The sequence below is a fragment of the Luteibacter sp. NPDC031894 genome, from assembly GCF_050273135.1.
GTDB lineage: Bacteria > Pseudomonadota > Gammaproteobacteria > Xanthomonadales > Rhodanobacteraceae > Luteibacter.
The window spans coordinates 376,386-391,144 of sequence record NZ_JBNNMV010000002.1 but is presented as its reverse complement, the minus strand read 5'-3'; the positions used below and the strand labels follow the sequence as shown (position 1 = coordinate 391,144).

13 protein-coding genes are annotated in these 14,759 nt (G+C 64.5%); 4 read left to right on the top strand and 9 right to left on the bottom strand.

What is annotated here, in order from left to right; all coding sequences use genetic code 11:
- Positions 1 to 74: 74 nt before the first annotated feature.
- The 3 genes from ACQKIE_RS07760 to ACQKIE_RS07750 are packed head-to-tail and all read left to right on the top strand — an operon-like array spanning position 75 to position 3,080.
- Complete coding sequence (locus tag ACQKIE_RS07760; protein ID WP_427457516.1) at positions 75 to 1,304, top strand: hypothetical protein; 1,230 nt, start codon at positions 75 to 77, stop codon at positions 1,302 to 1,304.
- Positions 1,305 to 1,308: 4 nt separating this feature from the next.
- Positions 1,309 to 2,079, top strand: a complete 771-nt coding sequence (locus ACQKIE_RS07755; protein WP_427457514.1) for a hypothetical protein — start codon at positions 1,309 to 1,311, stop codon at positions 2,077 to 2,079.
- Positions 2,076 to 3,080 (top strand): MBL fold metallo-hydrolase, encoded by a 1,005-nt coding sequence (locus tag ACQKIE_RS07750; protein WP_427457512.1) that lies wholly within the window; start codon positions 2,076 to 2,078, stop codon positions 3,078 to 3,080. The genes ACQKIE_RS07755 and ACQKIE_RS07750 overlap by 4 nt, the downstream gene beginning before the upstream one ends.
- 5 nt (positions 3,081 to 3,085) lie before the next feature.
- On the opposite strand, the gene ACQKIE_RS07745 is transcribed toward ACQKIE_RS07750, so the two are convergent.
- The 8 genes from ACQKIE_RS07745 to ACQKIE_RS07710 are packed head-to-tail and all read right to left on the bottom strand — an operon-like array spanning position 3,086 to position 11,434.
- Positions 3,086 to 3,862: a 3-keto-disaccharide hydrolase gene (locus tag ACQKIE_RS07745; RefSeq protein WP_427457510.1), complete on the bottom strand. Its 777-nt coding sequence runs from the start codon at positions 3,860 to 3,862 to the stop codon at positions 3,086 to 3,088.
- 20 nt (positions 3,863 to 3,882) lie between these two features.
- Positions 3,883 to 4,791, bottom strand: a complete 909-nt coding sequence (locus ACQKIE_RS07740) for a hydroxypyruvate isomerase family protein (RefSeq protein WP_427457508.1) — start codon at positions 4,789 to 4,791, stop codon at positions 3,883 to 3,885.
- Complete coding sequence (locus ACQKIE_RS07735) at positions 4,788 to 5,843, bottom strand: sugar phosphate isomerase/epimerase family protein (protein WP_427457506.1); 1,056 nt, start codon at positions 5,841 to 5,843, stop codon at positions 4,788 to 4,790. Before ACQKIE_RS07735 ends, ACQKIE_RS07740 begins: the two co-directional genes overlap by 4 nt.
- Positions 5,844 to 5,846: 3 nt before the next feature.
- On the bottom strand, positions 5,847 to 6,437 hold the full coding sequence (locus ACQKIE_RS07730) for a gluconate 2-dehydrogenase subunit 3 family protein (protein ID WP_427457504.1): 591 nt from the start codon (positions 6,435 to 6,437) through the stop codon (positions 5,847 to 5,849).
- 10 nt (positions 6,438 to 6,447) lie between these two features.
- Positions 6,448 to 8,139 (bottom strand): GMC oxidoreductase, encoded by a 1,692-nt coding sequence (locus ACQKIE_RS07725; RefSeq protein ID WP_427457502.1) that lies wholly within the window; start codon positions 8,137 to 8,139, stop codon positions 6,448 to 6,450.
- A gap of 10 nt (positions 8,140 to 8,149) precedes the next feature.
- Positions 8,150 to 9,025, bottom strand: coding sequence for a sugar phosphate isomerase/epimerase family protein (locus tag ACQKIE_RS07720; RefSeq protein ID WP_427457500.1), 876 nt, complete (start codon positions 9,023 to 9,025; stop codon positions 8,150 to 8,152).
- Positions 9,026 to 9,041: 16 nt separating this feature from the next.
- Positions 9,042 to 10,247, bottom strand: a complete 1,206-nt coding sequence (locus tag ACQKIE_RS07715) for a nucleoside permease (RefSeq protein ID WP_427457498.1) — start codon at positions 10,245 to 10,247, stop codon at positions 9,042 to 9,044.
- Positions 10,244 to 11,434 (bottom strand): Gfo/Idh/MocA family protein, encoded by a 1,191-nt coding sequence (locus ACQKIE_RS07710; RefSeq protein ID WP_427457495.1) that lies wholly within the window; start codon positions 11,432 to 11,434, stop codon positions 10,244 to 10,246. The genes ACQKIE_RS07715 and ACQKIE_RS07710 overlap by 4 nt, the downstream gene beginning before the upstream one ends.
- A 190-nt stretch (positions 11,435 to 11,624) precedes the next feature.
- Between ACQKIE_RS07710 and ACQKIE_RS07705 the strand changes: the two genes are divergently transcribed.
- Positions 11,625 to 12,740, top strand: coding sequence for a LacI family DNA-binding transcriptional regulator (locus ACQKIE_RS07705; protein WP_427457492.1), 1,116 nt, complete (start codon positions 11,625 to 11,627; stop codon positions 12,738 to 12,740).
- On the opposite strand, the gene ACQKIE_RS07700 is transcribed toward ACQKIE_RS07705, so the two are convergent.
- The gene (locus ACQKIE_RS07700) at positions 12,732 to 14,315 is read right to left on the bottom strand and encodes a Gfo/Idh/MocA family protein (RefSeq protein ID WP_427457490.1); all 1,584 of its coding nucleotides are present in this window, start codon (positions 14,313 to 14,315) and stop codon (positions 12,732 to 12,734) included. The two genes, ACQKIE_RS07705 and ACQKIE_RS07700, sit on opposite strands and share 9 nt — an antisense overlap.
- Positions 14,316 to 14,759: the final 444 nt, after the last annotated feature.

Sequence of the window (14,759 nt, the reverse complement as noted above, 5' to 3'; positions counted from 1 at the left end):
CTCCTTCCCGTGTGCACTGCCTAGCCTTCTTGCTACCGAGACCGCGATCACCGCGTCAGCAAGAGGATCGTCCGATGTGTTTCCGAATCGTCACCGCCGCGTGCCTCCTGGCCGCGTCATTGCCCGCCTTTGCCGCGAACATCGCATCCATCTCGCGACTGGAGGCCGGCCCGGGCAACGTGTTGTTCGTCGCGGACTGGAAGGAGGCCCGGATCCACGCGGTCACACTTCCTCCCGCCACCCACACGCCTGCGGGAGGCGCGTTCAATATTCTCGACCTGGAATCGCTCCTGGCCCGCCAGGTCGGTGGCGCCCGGATCACGGTCGAGGACATGGCGGTACGCCCCGGTACGGGCGAGGTGTATGTCGCGATCAGCTACGGCGAGACCAAGGCGCCGGCGCTCTTCGCGGTCACGAGCGACGGCAAGGCGCGGCGTGTCGACCTGAAGGCGGCAAAGGAGACGTCAGTTGGGTTGCGCGACGCGCCCACGACGAACGCGTCGTTCTGGAAAGAGACGCCGGAACGAAGCTTCACGGTCACGGACATGAAGTGGCGTGACGGCGAGTTGTTCGCATCGGGGCTTTCCAATCAGGACTTCGCCTCGACGCTGCGGCGCATCCATTACCCGTTCGGCGATGCGCAAGCGGTGACCTCCGTCGAGATCTTCCACGGCGGGCACAATCTCGTCGAGACGCGCGCACCCGTCAGGGCCATGAGCTTCGCGGAACTCGACGGCATTCCCTACCTTGTCGCCGCCTATACCTGTACACCGCTCGTGCTCATTCCCTTGACCGACCTCAAGGACGGCGCACACATACGCGGAAAGACCGTCGCGGAGCTGGGCTATGGCAACACCCCGGCCGACATGATTTCTTACTCGGTGACCAGCGAGGGAAAGAAGAGCGACCTGTTGATGCTGGTGAACTACAACCGCGTATCGAACATCATTCCGGTCAGCGAACTCCAGGCGGCGAAGAATCGCCCCGGCATCGAAACGCAGGTGGCGTTCGGGCAGCTCGCAGGCGTGAATGTCATGCAGGCACCGCTGGCGGGGGTGCTTCGCATCGATAACCTCGACGACGATTCCTTCGTCATGATCCGCCGTGACCTGCAAAAGGATCGCCTGCAGATGGTTTCCATGGGGAAGGACCTCAGCTTCCGGCTGACCGACCACGTGTCCGAATACGCATTCCCCGATTTCAGCTTCAAAGGCAATGACTTCCAGATCCAGAAGATCAAGCCGCGCCAGGACATCCTGCTCAAGGCCGAGGGCTTCCCGGATCTGATCAAGGCAACGGACTGAGGCCATGCAGGCTTCCCGGCTCCTGCTGGCGGCCTGGGTGGTCGCGACCAGCTCAGGGGCGTGTCTCGCCCATGCGTCGAACGTCCCGTCGGTGCATCCGTCGGGAAGCAGCGTGCCGGCGAACCTGCTTCGGGTATCGCTCGTCTTCCCGAACGCGCCGGCAGACGAGGTCTTGCCGAGGATCGCTCTCTCGCATGCGAGTGGCCGTCCGGTCGACCGACCCTTCCTGCCGCAGGAACTCTGGTCGCCCGATGGCAAGACACTCACGCTGCTCCTCCACCCCGGGCGGGTGAAGACGGACCTGGAGGCGCGGAGGACGCTCGGGCCGATCCTCGAAGAGGGGGACGACGTCGTGCTGTCGCTCGATGGCCAGCCGCTCAAACACTGGCGCGTCGACCGTGCGGATCTTCAGGGTCCGCAGGTAGCGGCATGGCGCATCGCACCGGTTGCTTCGGCATCCCGACGTGCCCTGGTCGTGACACTCGATGCCGCGATCGACGCGCGCGCCGCGGAATACATCGCCGTGGCCGATGCGCAGGGTCGGCGACTGGCGGGAACCGGGCACCTCGGCCCGGGCGAGACGACCTGGGTATTCGTACCGGCCGCGCCGTGGCGCGTCGGGAGCTACCGCCTCATGGTCCGCGGCACGCTCGAGGACCCATCCGGCAACCGTCCCGCCAGCCCCTTTGAATCGCCCACTTCGTCCGCGGTGGCGGCACCGCCGGCCGATCTCTCCATTCCTTTCCAGATCACCGCACCCTCGAGGTCCCCATGAACATGCATCAACGTCGTACCTGCGCGCGGCTCGTTTTGTCGCTCGTTCTTGGCGCAACCATCGCGGCCACGGCCGCTCCGGCCCATGCCGCCGCACCCATCCAGGGCGGACAGGCTCCTGGCTACTATCGAATCATGGTGGGAACGATCGAAGTCACGGCCCTCAGCGACGGCACCATCGACTTTCCCATGGACACACTGCTCGTGGGTGAGACACCCGACGCGATCCGCGCCGCCTATAAGAAGGCTTTCCAGCGGTTGCCGGCCGAGTCGTCCATGAACCAGTTCCTGGTGAATACGGGAAGCCGCCTGGTATTGGTCGATGCCGGTGCCGGCACGGTCTTCGGCCCGACATTGGGCAACACCGTCGCGAGCCTGCGCGCCGCGGGCTACACCCCGGAGCAGGTGGACGAGGTCGTGATCACGCACATGCACGCGGATCATACGGGGGGTCTCGCGCACGATGGGCAGCGCACTTTCCCGAACGCGGTACTGCGCATTGCGCGCGCGGACCTGGACTTCTGGATGAACCCGGCCAATGAGGCCAAGTCTCCGGAGGGCGTACGCCCGAGTTTCGCGGTGGCACGCGAGGCCCTGGCACCGTACATCGCCTCGGGCAAGCTGGAACCGTTCGACGGCGCGACGCAGATCGTGCCGGGCGTCCGGGCCATACCGGCCCCGGGCCACACCCCAGGGCACACCTACTTCGCCGTGGAGAGCAACGGAGAAAAGCTCCTTGCCTGGGGCGACGTCGTCCACGCGGCAGCGCTGCAGTTCGCGCATCCATCGGTGCGCATTGCCTGGGACAGCGACGACGGCGCCGCGGAAGCCGCGCGAGAGAAAGCCTTCGCCGACGCGGCAGCGAAGGGATACATCGTGGCCGGCGCGCACCTGCCATTCCCCGGTCTCGGCCACGTCGCGCTGGCCGGCGATGGCAAGGGCTACGTTTTCCTACCGGTCACCTACTCGGCCGATAGGAAGCCCGTAGCACTCGCGAAGTGAATCGGTCAGTCCAGCGGCCGCACCCAGATGTTCCGGAAGCTGATGGGCTGCGAGTGGTCGCCGTGCGCCTGTAGCTTGATCGGCGCATCGGTATACGCCTTGTACTTGGGCTTGCCGATGTAGAACGTTTCGCCGGTGAGCTCGGTGTGGTTCTGCACCAGTACGCCGTTATGGAACAGCGTGACGTATGCCGGCGACTTCACCGAGCCGTCGGGGGCGAAAACCGGCGCCGTCCACACGATGTCGTACGTCTGCCACTCGCCGGGGCGACGCGCGGCGTTGACCAGGGGCGCCGCCTGCTTGTAGACGCTCGCGGCCTGGCCGTTCACGTAGGTCTTGTTCTGCCACGAATCCATGATCTGGACTTCGTAGCCCTCGTCGCCGGGACCGGTGGAGGCAAGGAAGACGCCACTGTTACCGCGTCCCTGGCCTTCGCCGGTGATGTCCTTCGGTATCTGCCATTCCAGGTGCAGCTGGTAATTGCGGAAGCGTTGCTTCGTCTGGATGTTGCCCGTCGTCTTGTCGACGGTGACCACGCCGTCATGCACCTTCCAGTGCGCGGGCGAGTGATCCTTCGACGCCTCCCAGCCGGCGAGGTCGCGACCGTCGAAGAGCACGACGGCATCGGAGGGCGGCGCGTTCTCCTTCGCGCCCGGCGTCACGACCTTGGGTACCGGCTCCCATTGTTCCGTGGCCTTCGGATCGTCCTGTGCCGAGGCGCAGGTCGAACCAAGAATCGTGAGAGAGAGAACGGCTAGAGCTGTCGGGGTGAAACGCTTCATCGGCACTCCTTGGGCAGATGTCATACCGTGCACGTCCGGAACGCGTCGGCGAACGATTCGAAGGGATCGGGGCGCGACGGCATGAACTCATGCGCGATGAAGCCCTGATAGTTCAGGTCCGCGATGGCCATCGCGATGGCGCGGTAATTGAGTTCCTGCGACCCGTCGATGTCATGGCGGCCGGGCACGCCGCCGGTATGGAAGTGACCGATCCACTGGATGTTGTCGCGGATCGTGCGGATCACGTCGCCTTCCATGATCTGCATGTGGTAGATGTCGTAGAGCAGCTTGACGTTCGGGGAGTTGACGCCCTTGGCCACGGCCACGCCGAACGCGGTGCGGTCGCCCTGGTACCCGTGGTGGTCCACCTTGCTGTTCAGCAATTCGAGGCAGAGCGTGATGCCGTTCTCCGCCGCGTAGGGTGCGATCTTCGAAAGGCCCGCGACGCAGTTGTCGATGGCTCGCTGGTCGTCGATGCCGGCCTTGCGGTTGCCGAACATGGTGATCACGTTGGTCACGCCGGCGCGCTTCGCGAGCGGGATCGTCGTCTCGATCTCCTTGATCAACGTGGCGTGGTTCGCCGGATCGTTGAAGCCCATTTCGATGAAGTTGTCCCGCTTGGCGGGGTAACCCATCGACACGGCCATACCGTTGTCCGTCACCACCGACCATTCGTCCGCGTAGAGCAGATCCACGCCCACGAAGCCGATGGTCTTGAGGCGCTTGCAGAGCTCGGGCAGCGGCGCCTTGGAGGTCCAGCGGCTCAGCGACTGCTTGAGACGTCCGGGGCCCGTCTTATTCGGACTCTTGCGCGGCGCCGTGTCGGCCGAGGCGATCAGTGGTGCGGCACCGAGCGCGGCGGCGGTCGCGGCGAGGTGGCCCAGCATGGTACGGCGGCGGCTGTCGGGAATGCGATCCGATGTGGTCATTCGAGCCCCAGGATGGTGCGGTTGAAAGCGCGGTCGGAGCCACTCGAAGCAAAATCGTCGAACGCGCGCTCGGTGACCTTGATGATGTGCTTGCGGATGAAGGGTGCGCCTTCCATCGCGCCCTGCTGCGAATCCTTGATGCAGCATTCCCATTCGAGCACTGCCCAGCCGGGGTAGTCGTACTGCGCGAGCTTGCTGAAAATCGCGCCGAAGTCGATCTGCCCGTCGCCCAGTGAGCGAAACCGCCCCGGCCGGTCGATCCAGCCCTGGTATCCGCCATAAACACCGGAGCGTCCGTTGGGCCGGAACTCGGCGTCCTTCACGTGGAAGGCGCGAATGCGGTCGTGGTAGTTGTCGATGAACTGGAGATAGTCCATCTGCTGCAGGACCATGTGGCTCGGGTCGAACAGGATGTTGGCGCGCGGATGGTGATCCACCGCGTCGAGGAACCGCTCGAACGTGGCGCCGTCGTGGAGGTCCTCGCCGGGATGCAGTTCGTAGCAGACGTCGACACCCACCTCGTCGAAGGCATCCAGGATCGGTTTCCAACGCTTGCCCAGCTCGGCGAAGGCTTCTTCGACGAGCCCGGCAGGGCGCTGCGGCCATGGATAGAACAGGTGCCAGGCCAGCGCGCCGGAAAAGGTGGCGTGCGCCGTCAGGCCCAGGTGGCTGCTTGCCTTGGCGGCGAGCTTGAGCTGCTGCACCGCCCATGCCTGGCGCTCTTTCGTGTGCCCACGCAGTGCCGGCGGAGCGAAGCCGTCAAACAGGCGATCGTAGGCAGGGTGCGACGCCACGAGCTGTCCTTGCAGGTGCGTGGACAGTTCGGTCACCGCGAGGCCGTGCTCGGCGAGCATGCCCGCGATGTCGTCGCAATACGTCTTGCTCGCGGCCGCCTGTTCGAGATCGAACAGGCGATGGTCGTTGGACGGGATCTGCACGCCGACGAATCCGAGCGACGAAGCCCAGCGGGCGATATCCGGCAGCGTGTTGAACGGTGCCTCGTCCGATGCGTACTGGGCGAGGAAGATGCCCGGGCCCTTGAGCGTCTTCATCGGTCAGATCCTCAACACGGTTTCGACGGCCCAGGCCTTGCCGTTACCCGCTTCCGTCAACGGGATGTCACCCTTCCAGGCGCCGGGGACGGGCGCGTACTGGAGCACCTGCGTGCAACCGGGCTGCGACAGGAAGAAGCCCAGCATCGTGAGCTTCTTGCTCATCAGCACGAAGTCCGCCGCCGGCGACAACGTGCCACCCTTCGGCACGGCCAGCGCTTCCTTGTGCAGGCGGGTCACCAGTGCCTTGCGCTGGGCCTCGTCGAGCTGGAGGAAAGGCTTGCCGCCGGCCTTGTCGAAGGCGGCCATGGCCGTGAGGTAGCGCTTCTGGTCGTCCTTGCTGTAGACGGCCTTGAACATCTGGTCGATGAACAACGGCACGCCCGCATCGACCGCGCCGGGGGTGTCGGTGCGGGGAATCACGATGTCAGACACGGCACCGACCAGGCTGTACTGCGCCGGATTGAAGAATTGCGGCTTCGCATCCGGCTTCTGCGATGCGGCGTGGGCGTCGAACACCGCCAGCAACGATGGCCCGGCGATGACGCCGACGGCCAGTGCGGACATGCTTTTCAACCATTCGCGACGATTCATGGCGAGATCCTCAGATATTGCCGCGCTTGAGTTCTTCCACGGCGTGATTGGCCGCGCGTGCGGTCAGCGCCATGTAAGTGAGGGACGGGTTCTGGCAGGCGGAAGAGGCCATGGCCGAACCGTCGGTCACGAAGACGTTCTTGCAGGCGTGCATCTGGTTCCAGCCATTGAGCACGGACGTCTTCGGATCGCGGCCCATGCGCGCGGTACCCATCTCGTGGATGCCGGCACCCACGTTGGCCTGGATCGCGAAGGAGCCCACGTCGCGATAACCCGCCGCCGTCAGCATCTCCATCGCGTCCTCGATGATCGCCTTGCCCATCATGAGTTCGTTTTCCTGGTGCGCGGCGTCGAAATTCAGGACGGGTAGGCCGTACTTGTCCTTGTGGTTGCGGTCCAGCGTCACGAAATTCTTGTGCGACGGCAGCATCTCGCCGAAGCCCATCATCGAGACGTACCAGGGACCGGGCGACTGGGCGGCGCGCTTGAGTTCTTCACCCAGCACCGGGTCGTCGACGAGGCGAGTCCAGTCCTGGCGCCCCGCGCCACCCTGGAAGCCGAAGCCGCGCAAGTATTTCTGCTTGTCGGTGCCGATGTTGCGATAGCGGGGAATGTAGAAGCCGTTCGGGCGCCGGCCCGAGTAATAGCGGTCTTCATGGCCGTCGACCATGGCGCGCGCGCCGCTGCCGAACAGATGGTCCATGATGTTGTGGCCGAGTTCGCCGCTGTCGTTGCCGAAGCCGTTGGGGAATCGGCTGGAGGTCGAGTTCAGCAGGATGTGCGCGGTGCCGAAGGTCGACGCACACATGAAGATCACCTTGGCGAAGTACTCGGTCTGGTGACCGGTCTCCGCATCCAGCACGCGCACGCCGGTGGCCTTGCCTTTCTCGTTGTCGTAGATCAGCTCGTAGACGATGGCGTTGGTCACCATCGTCATGTTGCCCGTGCGCTCTGCCGAAGGCAGGGTGGACGAGTTGCTGCTGAAGTAGCCGCCGAACGGGCAACCGCGCATGCACAGGTTGCGATACTGGCAGGTGGCGCGCTGCGGGCTCTGGTTGTGCTTCAGCGGGGCCGAGAGGTTGGCGGTGCGGCCGATGATGAGCTTGCGGTTGAACTTGTTGTCCAGCTTGCCCTGGAAATCTTTTTCCACGCAGTTGAGGTCCATGGGCGGGAGGAAGTCGCCGTCCGGCAGCTGCGCGAGGTGGTCCGTGTTACCGCTGACGCCGATGAAATGCTCGACGTAGTCGTACCAGGGAGCGATGTCGTCATAGCGGATGGGCCAGTCCACGCCCACGCCTTCCTTGCCGTTCGCCTCGAAGTCCATGGGGCTGAAGCGATAGCTCTGTCGACCCCACATCAGCGAGCGTCCACCGACGTGGTAGCCGCGGAACCAGTCGAATGGCTTGGTTTCCTCGTAGGGATTGTCGATGTCGTCGGCGAACCAGTGCTTGGTGGACTGGGTGATGCCGTAGAACGACGGGCGCGTGTGCTTGGGCCAGCGGGCCAGGTCTTCCTGCGTCGGCTCGTCGGCGTACGGCAGCTCCCACGGTGCCTTCATCGCCGTGGGGTAGTCGCCATGCTTGACCATCGGACCACGGTCGAGCACGAGCGTCTTCAGGCCCTTCTCGGTGAGTTCCTTGGCGGCCCAGCCACCACTGACGCCGGTACCGACGACGATCGCGTCGAATGTGTTCTTTTCCATGCCTTTCCCTTCAGCGCAACGGGCGCAGGTAGTCGTAATCGACGCGCGCGGCGTCAAGGGGGCTCATGCGGGCATACGGACCTTCCTGCTCGACGAAGCAATGCTTCAGTCCGGAAGTGTCGGCTGCCGCCATGATCGGTTTGTAGTCGAGCTTGCCGCGCCCGAGTTCGGCGCCAGGGTAATCCGTGTGCTCGCCGCGCAGGAAATCCTTCGCGTGCATCAGCGGGATGCGGCCGGGGTTGGCCTTGAAGTAGTCGGCCGGATTCTTGCCGCCCGCGGCGACCCAGCCGCAGTCGAGCTCGAAGTGCACGAGCTTCTTGTCCGTTTCCTTCAGCAGCACGTCGTAGAACGTCTGCCCGCCACCGACGTCGGTGAACTCGGCATGGTGGTTGTGGTACGCGTACTGGAGGCCGGCCTTGTGGGCCTTTTCACCGAGGCGGTTCGCATAGTCGGCCGTGCGCTTCGCATCGTCCAGCGAATAGGCCGGTTCCCCGGATTTGTTCGCCTCTTTCTGCATGATCGACGGCAGCATGCTGCTGACGATGTACTTCGCCCCCAGCGTATGCGCGGCCTTGATGCCGGCGTCGAAGCCGAGGCTGTCGAAGTGCATGCTCGGGCAGCCCAGGCCGGCTTCCTTCAGTTGGTCGCGCAGCGTCTCCGCCGTGCTGGTGACGATGGCTTCGATTTCCAAGTAGCCGATCGACTTCAGGGTCTTGAGCGTGCCGACGGGATCCTTCTGATACGCGTCGAGCACCATGTAGAGCTGGATACCCAGCCCTTTGCCCGTCGAGGCGGCGGCGAGGAGCTTTCCCGGCATGCTGAGGCCGAGCCCCAGCGCGGTGCCACACAGCGCGGAACGCGCGAGGAATTGCCTGCGATTCATCATGAGGTAACGCTCCGAATCAATGGGCGCCGACGACGGCGGCGTCCGCGGTGGCCTTGCGATCCTTGAAGAGCAAGACGAAGAGGGCGAAGACGAAGGCGGCGAAGGCGCCGGCGATGATCCAGATGCCGTGCCAGTCGTGCGTCCCGTCGCTGCGCGTATAGGTCTGGACCACCACGCCGGACAACCACGAACCGACGAACATGCCGAGGCCGTAGGTCAGGAAGGTGATGAGTCCCTGCGTTGCCGCGCGCAGCGCCGGCGGCGCTTCACGGTCGATGTAGATCTGGCCCACCACGAAGAAGAAGTCGAAGCAGACGCCGTGCAGGACGATGCCGAGCCATAGCATCCACATCAGCTCGCCGGACCCGCCAAAGGCGAACATGCCGTAACGCACCACCCAGGCGAGCATGCCGACGGCAAGCATCCACTTCACGCCAAGACGCCGGAAGAACCACGGAATGAGGAGCATGAAGAACAGCTCCGACATCTGGCCGCCGGTCATCTTGCCGGCGGCATTGACCACGCCGGCCTCGTTGAGGAACAGGTTGGTGAAGGCGTAATAGAACTGCAGCGGGATGCAGATCAGGAACGAGGCGAGGGCGAACACCGCCATCGAGCGCTCACGGAGCAGGTGCAGCGATTCCAGCGGCAGCACGTGGCGCAGTTCGAAGCGCGTATGGCGCGCGAGGGGCGGCGTGGGCGGCAGGGTGAAGCAGTAGCCGGCCATCACGACCGAAAGCCCCGCGGCCAGGAGCAAGGGAGACGCCGTGGCTTCCACGCCCCACGCGCCGACGACCAGGCCCACGACGATCCAGCCGATGCTGCCGAACACACGGATCGCGCCGAATTCTTCCTGCGGATCCTTGATATGCCGCATCGCGAGCGAGGCCGTGAGGGCCAGGGTCGGCATGTAGCAGAGGCTGTATGCCAGCAGGGGAGCGTAGACCAGCGCGAACGTCGTCTGCTGCGCGGCGACCGCGAGCAGGATGGCGCCGAGGAGGTGCAGCAGGGTGAGCACCCGGCGCGTGTCGAAGAGGCGATCGGCGAGCAGTCCGACGAACAGCGGCGAGATGATCGCGCCGACGGCGGTGGTACCCGCGATGGCACCGATCTCGGTGCCGCTGAAATGCAGCGTCTTGCCGAGCCAGGTGCCGACCGTGACGTACCAGGCGCCCCAGATCCCGAACTCGAACAACATCATCACTCTAAGGCGCCACTTCATCCGCGTTTCCTCGTTGGTCGTGTGGGTTCGAGAGGGTCGTCGACCGACTGCCACAGGCCCCCGGCGGCATGACTCTTGAGCATGGCGTCCACCAGCAGGCTGTTGCGGTAGCCATCGGCGAACGTCGGCAGCGCAATGGGCTTCGCTTCCGGCTTCGCGCCGCGACGGATCCACGCGTAGGCGTCGGAGATCACGTTGCGGAACGCATCCGCCCAGGCTTCCGGATGGCCCGCGGGCAGGTGCGCATAACCGCGGGCGGAAGGGTCCATGAGCGCGGGATCGCGCGTGAGGACGGTGTTCACCTTCGCGTGGTGCCCGAGCCAGAGTTCGTTGGGCTGTTCCTGGCGCCACGCCACGGAGCCTTCGCGCCCGTTGACCTCCAGGCGAAGGTCGTTCTTGTGGCCGGGGAGCACCTGCCCGACGGTGACGCAGCCGCGCGCACCGTTGTCGAAGCGAAGCAGCACGCTGGCCAGGTCTTCGCTGGTGATCTTGCGTCGCTTGCCGACGGTCTTAGCCGCGCCCGCGAAGGCTTGCGCCGAGGCGTCGGGCGCTTCGCGCTCGGGTACCACCGTGTGCAGGTCGGCCAGGACGGCGACGATGCGCGCGCCGGTGACGTGCTCGGCCAGGTCGCACCAGTGCGAGCCGATATCGCCGAGCGCGGAACTGGCGCCGCCCAGCTTGGGATCGAGGCGCCACGTGTACGCGCGCTCATCGGTCAACCAGTCCTGAAGGTAGCAACCGTGCACGAACACGGTTTGGCCCACCTTGCCCTTGGCGATCATCGCGCGGGCCTGCTGTACGAGCGGGTAGCCGCGGTAGTTGAACGTGACCACGTGCGCGAGGTTCGCGCCGCGCGCGGCCTCGTAAAGCTCTCGCGCTTCCTGCATCGTGGTCGCGAGCGGCTTGTCGGAGATCACGTGCTTGCCCGCACGCAGCGCCGCCAGCGAGACCTCGCGATGCAGGTGGTTAGGCGTGGTGTTGTGCACCACGTGTACGGCGGGATCGGCCAGCAGGTCGCGGTAGCTTGCGTAAGCCTGGCCGGCATTCAACTCGCGCGCGCGCTTTTTCGCGGATTCGAGGCTGGAGCCGGCGATGCCGATCACCTCGACGTCGCCGAGACGCCGCACGGCATCGAGATGGTGCGCGGCAATGAAGCCGGGGCCGACCAGGCCCATGCCAAGCCTCATCGGTTGCTGATCCTGGCGCTTGTCGCGATCGACTGGCTTGCCATGCTTACCCCAAATGTATTCGATTACATCCGCGCAGTAGGCGGAGTCCCCTGAAGATGCAAAGATATGTATCAGATGGGTGAAGACGCCTGCAACGGTTTTATGTAATCCATTACATTGCGCTGCAACATTAGGGATGGAAACACGCGTGAGTGCAGAGGGACCAGGGCAAAAGCCACAAGGCGTCGACGGTCAACAGGCCGATGTTGCGCCGCAGCCTGCTCGCGTGCGCACGGTGAAGGAAATCGCCGCCATCGCAAAAGTTTCAGTGGCAACCGTTTCGCGTGCGCTGCAGCGTCCGGAAATCGTCAGCGAGGAAACACGGCAGCGTATCCATGAAGTGGTGAAGCGACTCGGGTACACGCCCAACGCGCTCGCGCGGAACCTGCGGACGGCGCGGACACGGCTGATCGTCGCGCTGCTTCCCGACATCACCAACCCCTTCTTCTCGGAAGTGATCCGCGGCATCGAGCAGGTCGCCTACGAGAATGGGTATTCGGTGCTCCTGGGTGAAACGCAGAGCAATCTCGTGCGCGAACAAGCGTATGCCGACATGGTCGCGGCGCGACAGGCCGACGGCATCATCACCATGTTCCATCGCGTGCCCGCGATCCCCATGGATGGCCGCCTGCCGCTCGTCAACGCCTGCGAATACGTCAAGGACAGCGCCATCTCGAGCGTCTATGTCGATAACGTCGCGGCGGCGTCCGCGGCCGTCGACTACCTCGTCGCCCTGGGCCACCGCGACATCGCCTTCGTCGCCGGCCCCGCATCGAGCCCTATCTGCGTCGACCGCGAACAGGGGTACCACCTCGCGCTACAGCGAGCGAGCATCGCGGCCGACCCCGCCCTTACCGCCGTTGGGGACTTCTCGATCGAGGCCGGCGAGCGAGCGGTCGAGTTGTTGCTCTCGCAGGGCCAGTCCTTCAGCGCGGTCTTCTGCTCGAACGACGAAATGGCCATCGGCGCGATGCGTGCCCTGATCTCTCGTGGACTGCGCATCCCGGAAGACGTCTCCGTCGTCGGCTTCGACGACATCCGCTACTCCCGCTACACGTCGCCGCCGCTGACCACCGTCTCCCAGCCGAAGAACGCCCTGGGACGCGAAGCCATGGCGATGATGATCGAGATACTCAACGACCCGGAGGTGCCACCGCGCAAGCGCGTGCTCGCCGCCGAGCTGGTGGTGCGCGGGTCGACCGGGCCCCGGTCGTCTCTCTATCGAAACGTACCGAGGCCTGGCCTGGCTGGCGTCTTACCCTAGGGACCAGCCTGCGCGGTAGTCACGACGCAGGAACTGGTTGGCTTCCGCCCGGTTGGTGATGCGCATGTTCTGCGCGTCGTATTCGATCCTGCCACCCGCTCGCAGGGAGACGACGCCGAGCAGCATGACTTCCGTCAGCTGCGCGGCGTACTCGAACGGCGATGACGCCTTCGTCTTCCCTTTGCAGGCGTCGACCCAGTTCATCTCGTGCGAGGTAGTGATGCGCGCGTACTTCTGCGGAGGCGTGCCCACGGATTCGTGCAACGACTGCGGGAGCAGGCGCGGATTATCGCCGTAGGTCTCGTGGATCAGCTTGCCCTTGTCGCCGACGTAGAGGACGCCGCCGTCCCGCATCTGCCCGGCGCCCATCGCCTCCAGGCCCGGCGGCAGCAAGGCGCCGTCGTACCAGGTGAGCTTCACCGGCGGTCTGCTGCCGCGTGCCGGGAAGTCGAAATACGTCATCGTCGCCATGGGATACGACGCGTTGTCGAACGGCGTCGAAACGGTTTCCACGGACGTCGGGAAACCCAGGTCCAGCGACCAGAACGGCGAATCGATGAGATGCGCGCCCATGTCGCCGATGGCACCCACGCCCCAGTCCACCCAGCCACGCCAGTTGAACGGGTGGTAGACCGGGTGGTAGTCGACGACGGGGCCCGGGCCCAGGAAGAGATCCCATTCCAGGCCCTTCGGTATCGGGTAGTTGCCGACCATGGCATTGGCGAGCCGATCCATCACCGCATCCATGCTCCAGTTCGTGTCGTCCGGCTTCGGCCGGGGTTGCGGGCGCGGAATCCCCTGCGGCCAGTACACCAACGGGCGATTCGTCCAGGCATGCACCTCACGCACTTCGCCGATCGCCCCAGCCGCGATGTACTCGTTGATCAGACGGGCGTCGTCGGTCGAATGCCCCTGGTTGCCCATCTGAGTGACGATCTTGGGATTCGCGGTGGCCTTCCTGGACAGCTCGCGGGCTTCGTGGATCGACCAGGTCAAAGGCTTCTGCACGTAAACGTGCTTGCCATGACTCATCGCCGCGCTGGCGATCACCGCATGCAGGTGGTCCGGCGTCGCAATGACGACCGCGTCGATGTCCTTCTGCTGCTCGAGCATCCGACGGTAGTCGGTATAGCGCTTGATGGAATCGAACTTGCGCGAAAGCAGCTGCGTCTGCGCGATCTCATCCTGCAGTTCGCGACGCTTCTTGGGCGTCTGCGCCTTGTCGAGCCGCGCCTGCGCCTTGCCGAGGTCGGCAAACATCCCGCGAAAGGATTTTTCCGTATAACCCCAATCCACGTCGCACAAGGCGACGATGTTCTCGCCGGCCAACGCGCGGATGTTGTGCATGCCCATGCCGCCGACACCAATGCCGGCGATGTTCAAGCGATCGCTGGGTGCGGTGTGGCCGGGGCCGCCGAGGACATGGCGGGGAACGATCATCAGGCCCGTTGCGGCGAGGGCCGTGCCGGTGAGGAAGGATCTTCGGGAGAGCTTGACGGTCGACTGCGCGTCGACGGACGTTTCCGATGCGCTGTGAATCTGCTGCACGTTCTCTACTTTCGGTTCATCCGTCATGATCGCTGCTGTCTCCGCTTTTGAATATCGGTTACATGGGTAACGGTTTGGGCGAGGTTCCGTCCCCTGAGGGAAGCTCGACTTCTTATCGTAGAGTGGGTTTGGGTTTGAATGCTAGCCAGTGTTCCTGCAGAGACGGGATGTCAGTGCGTGGATCTGCGTTGTAGCTCTCAATCGACCATGCAAGAATTCGGAGTCGCGCACCTGATCGACGAACTTCGACACGATCCCTCTTTGGCGAAAGAGATCAATTCCTGGAAGGTTCTCCGTTCGCAGGCGGCCTCAAGGTCGCATTGAGAGACTCGATGAGGATAGTGTTTCGACGTGAGAACGGTTCCAGTAGCATGCAAGAAGAGGCTCGGGCAATTGATCGATCAGCCCTTCGCCGCGTCAGAATGTGATGACTCGCCGGTGACCATGACGCTTGGCCTGCGGACGCCATTG

What these genes read in the sequence shown, in the direction of transcription:
- ACQKIE_RS07760 (WP_427457516.1), top strand. Translation starts at nt 75, where the DNA reads ATGTGTTTCCGAATCGTCACCGCCGCGTGCCTCCTGGCCGCGTCATTG.
- ACQKIE_RS07755 (WP_427457514.1), top strand. Translation starts at nt 1,309, where the DNA reads ATGCAGGCTTCCCGGCTCCTGCTGGCGGCCTGGGTGGTCGCGACCAGC.
- ACQKIE_RS07750 (WP_427457512.1), top strand. Translation starts at nt 2,076, where the DNA reads ATGAACATGCATCAACGTCGTACCTGCGCGCGGCTCGTTTTGTCGCTC.
- ACQKIE_RS07745 (WP_427457510.1), bottom strand. Translation starts at nt 3,862, where the DNA reads ATGAAGCGTTTCACCCCGACAGCTCTAGCCGTTCTCTCTCTCACGATT.
- ACQKIE_RS07740 (WP_427457508.1), bottom strand. Translation starts at nt 4,791, where the DNA reads ATGACCACATCGGATCGCATTCCCGACAGCCGCCGCCGTACCATGCTG.
- ACQKIE_RS07735 (WP_427457506.1), bottom strand. Translation starts at nt 5,843, where the DNA reads ATGAAGACGCTCAAGGGCCCGGGCATCTTCCTCGCCCAGTACGCATCG.
- ACQKIE_RS07730 (WP_427457504.1), bottom strand. Translation starts at nt 6,437, where the DNA reads ATGAATCGTCGCGAATGGTTGAAAAGCATGTCCGCACTGGCCGTCGGC.
- ACQKIE_RS07725 (WP_427457502.1), bottom strand. Translation starts at nt 8,139, where the DNA reads ATGGAAAAGAACACATTCGACGCGATCGTCGTCGGTACCGGCGTCAGT.
- ACQKIE_RS07720 (WP_427457500.1), bottom strand. Translation starts at nt 9,025, where the DNA reads ATGATGAATCGCAGGCAATTCCTCGCGCGTTCCGCGCTGTGTGGCACC.
- ACQKIE_RS07715 (WP_427457498.1), bottom strand. Translation starts at nt 10,247, where the DNA reads ATGAAGTGGCGCCTTAGAGTGATGATGTTGTTCGAGTTCGGGATCTGG.
- ACQKIE_RS07710 (WP_427457495.1), bottom strand. Translation starts at nt 11,434, where the DNA reads ATGAGGCTTGGCATGGGCCTGGTCGGCCCCGGCTTCATTGCCGCGCAC.
- ACQKIE_RS07700 (WP_427457490.1), bottom strand. Translation starts at nt 14,315, where the DNA reads ATGACGGATGAACCGAAAGTAGAGAACGTGCAGCAGATTCACAGCGCA.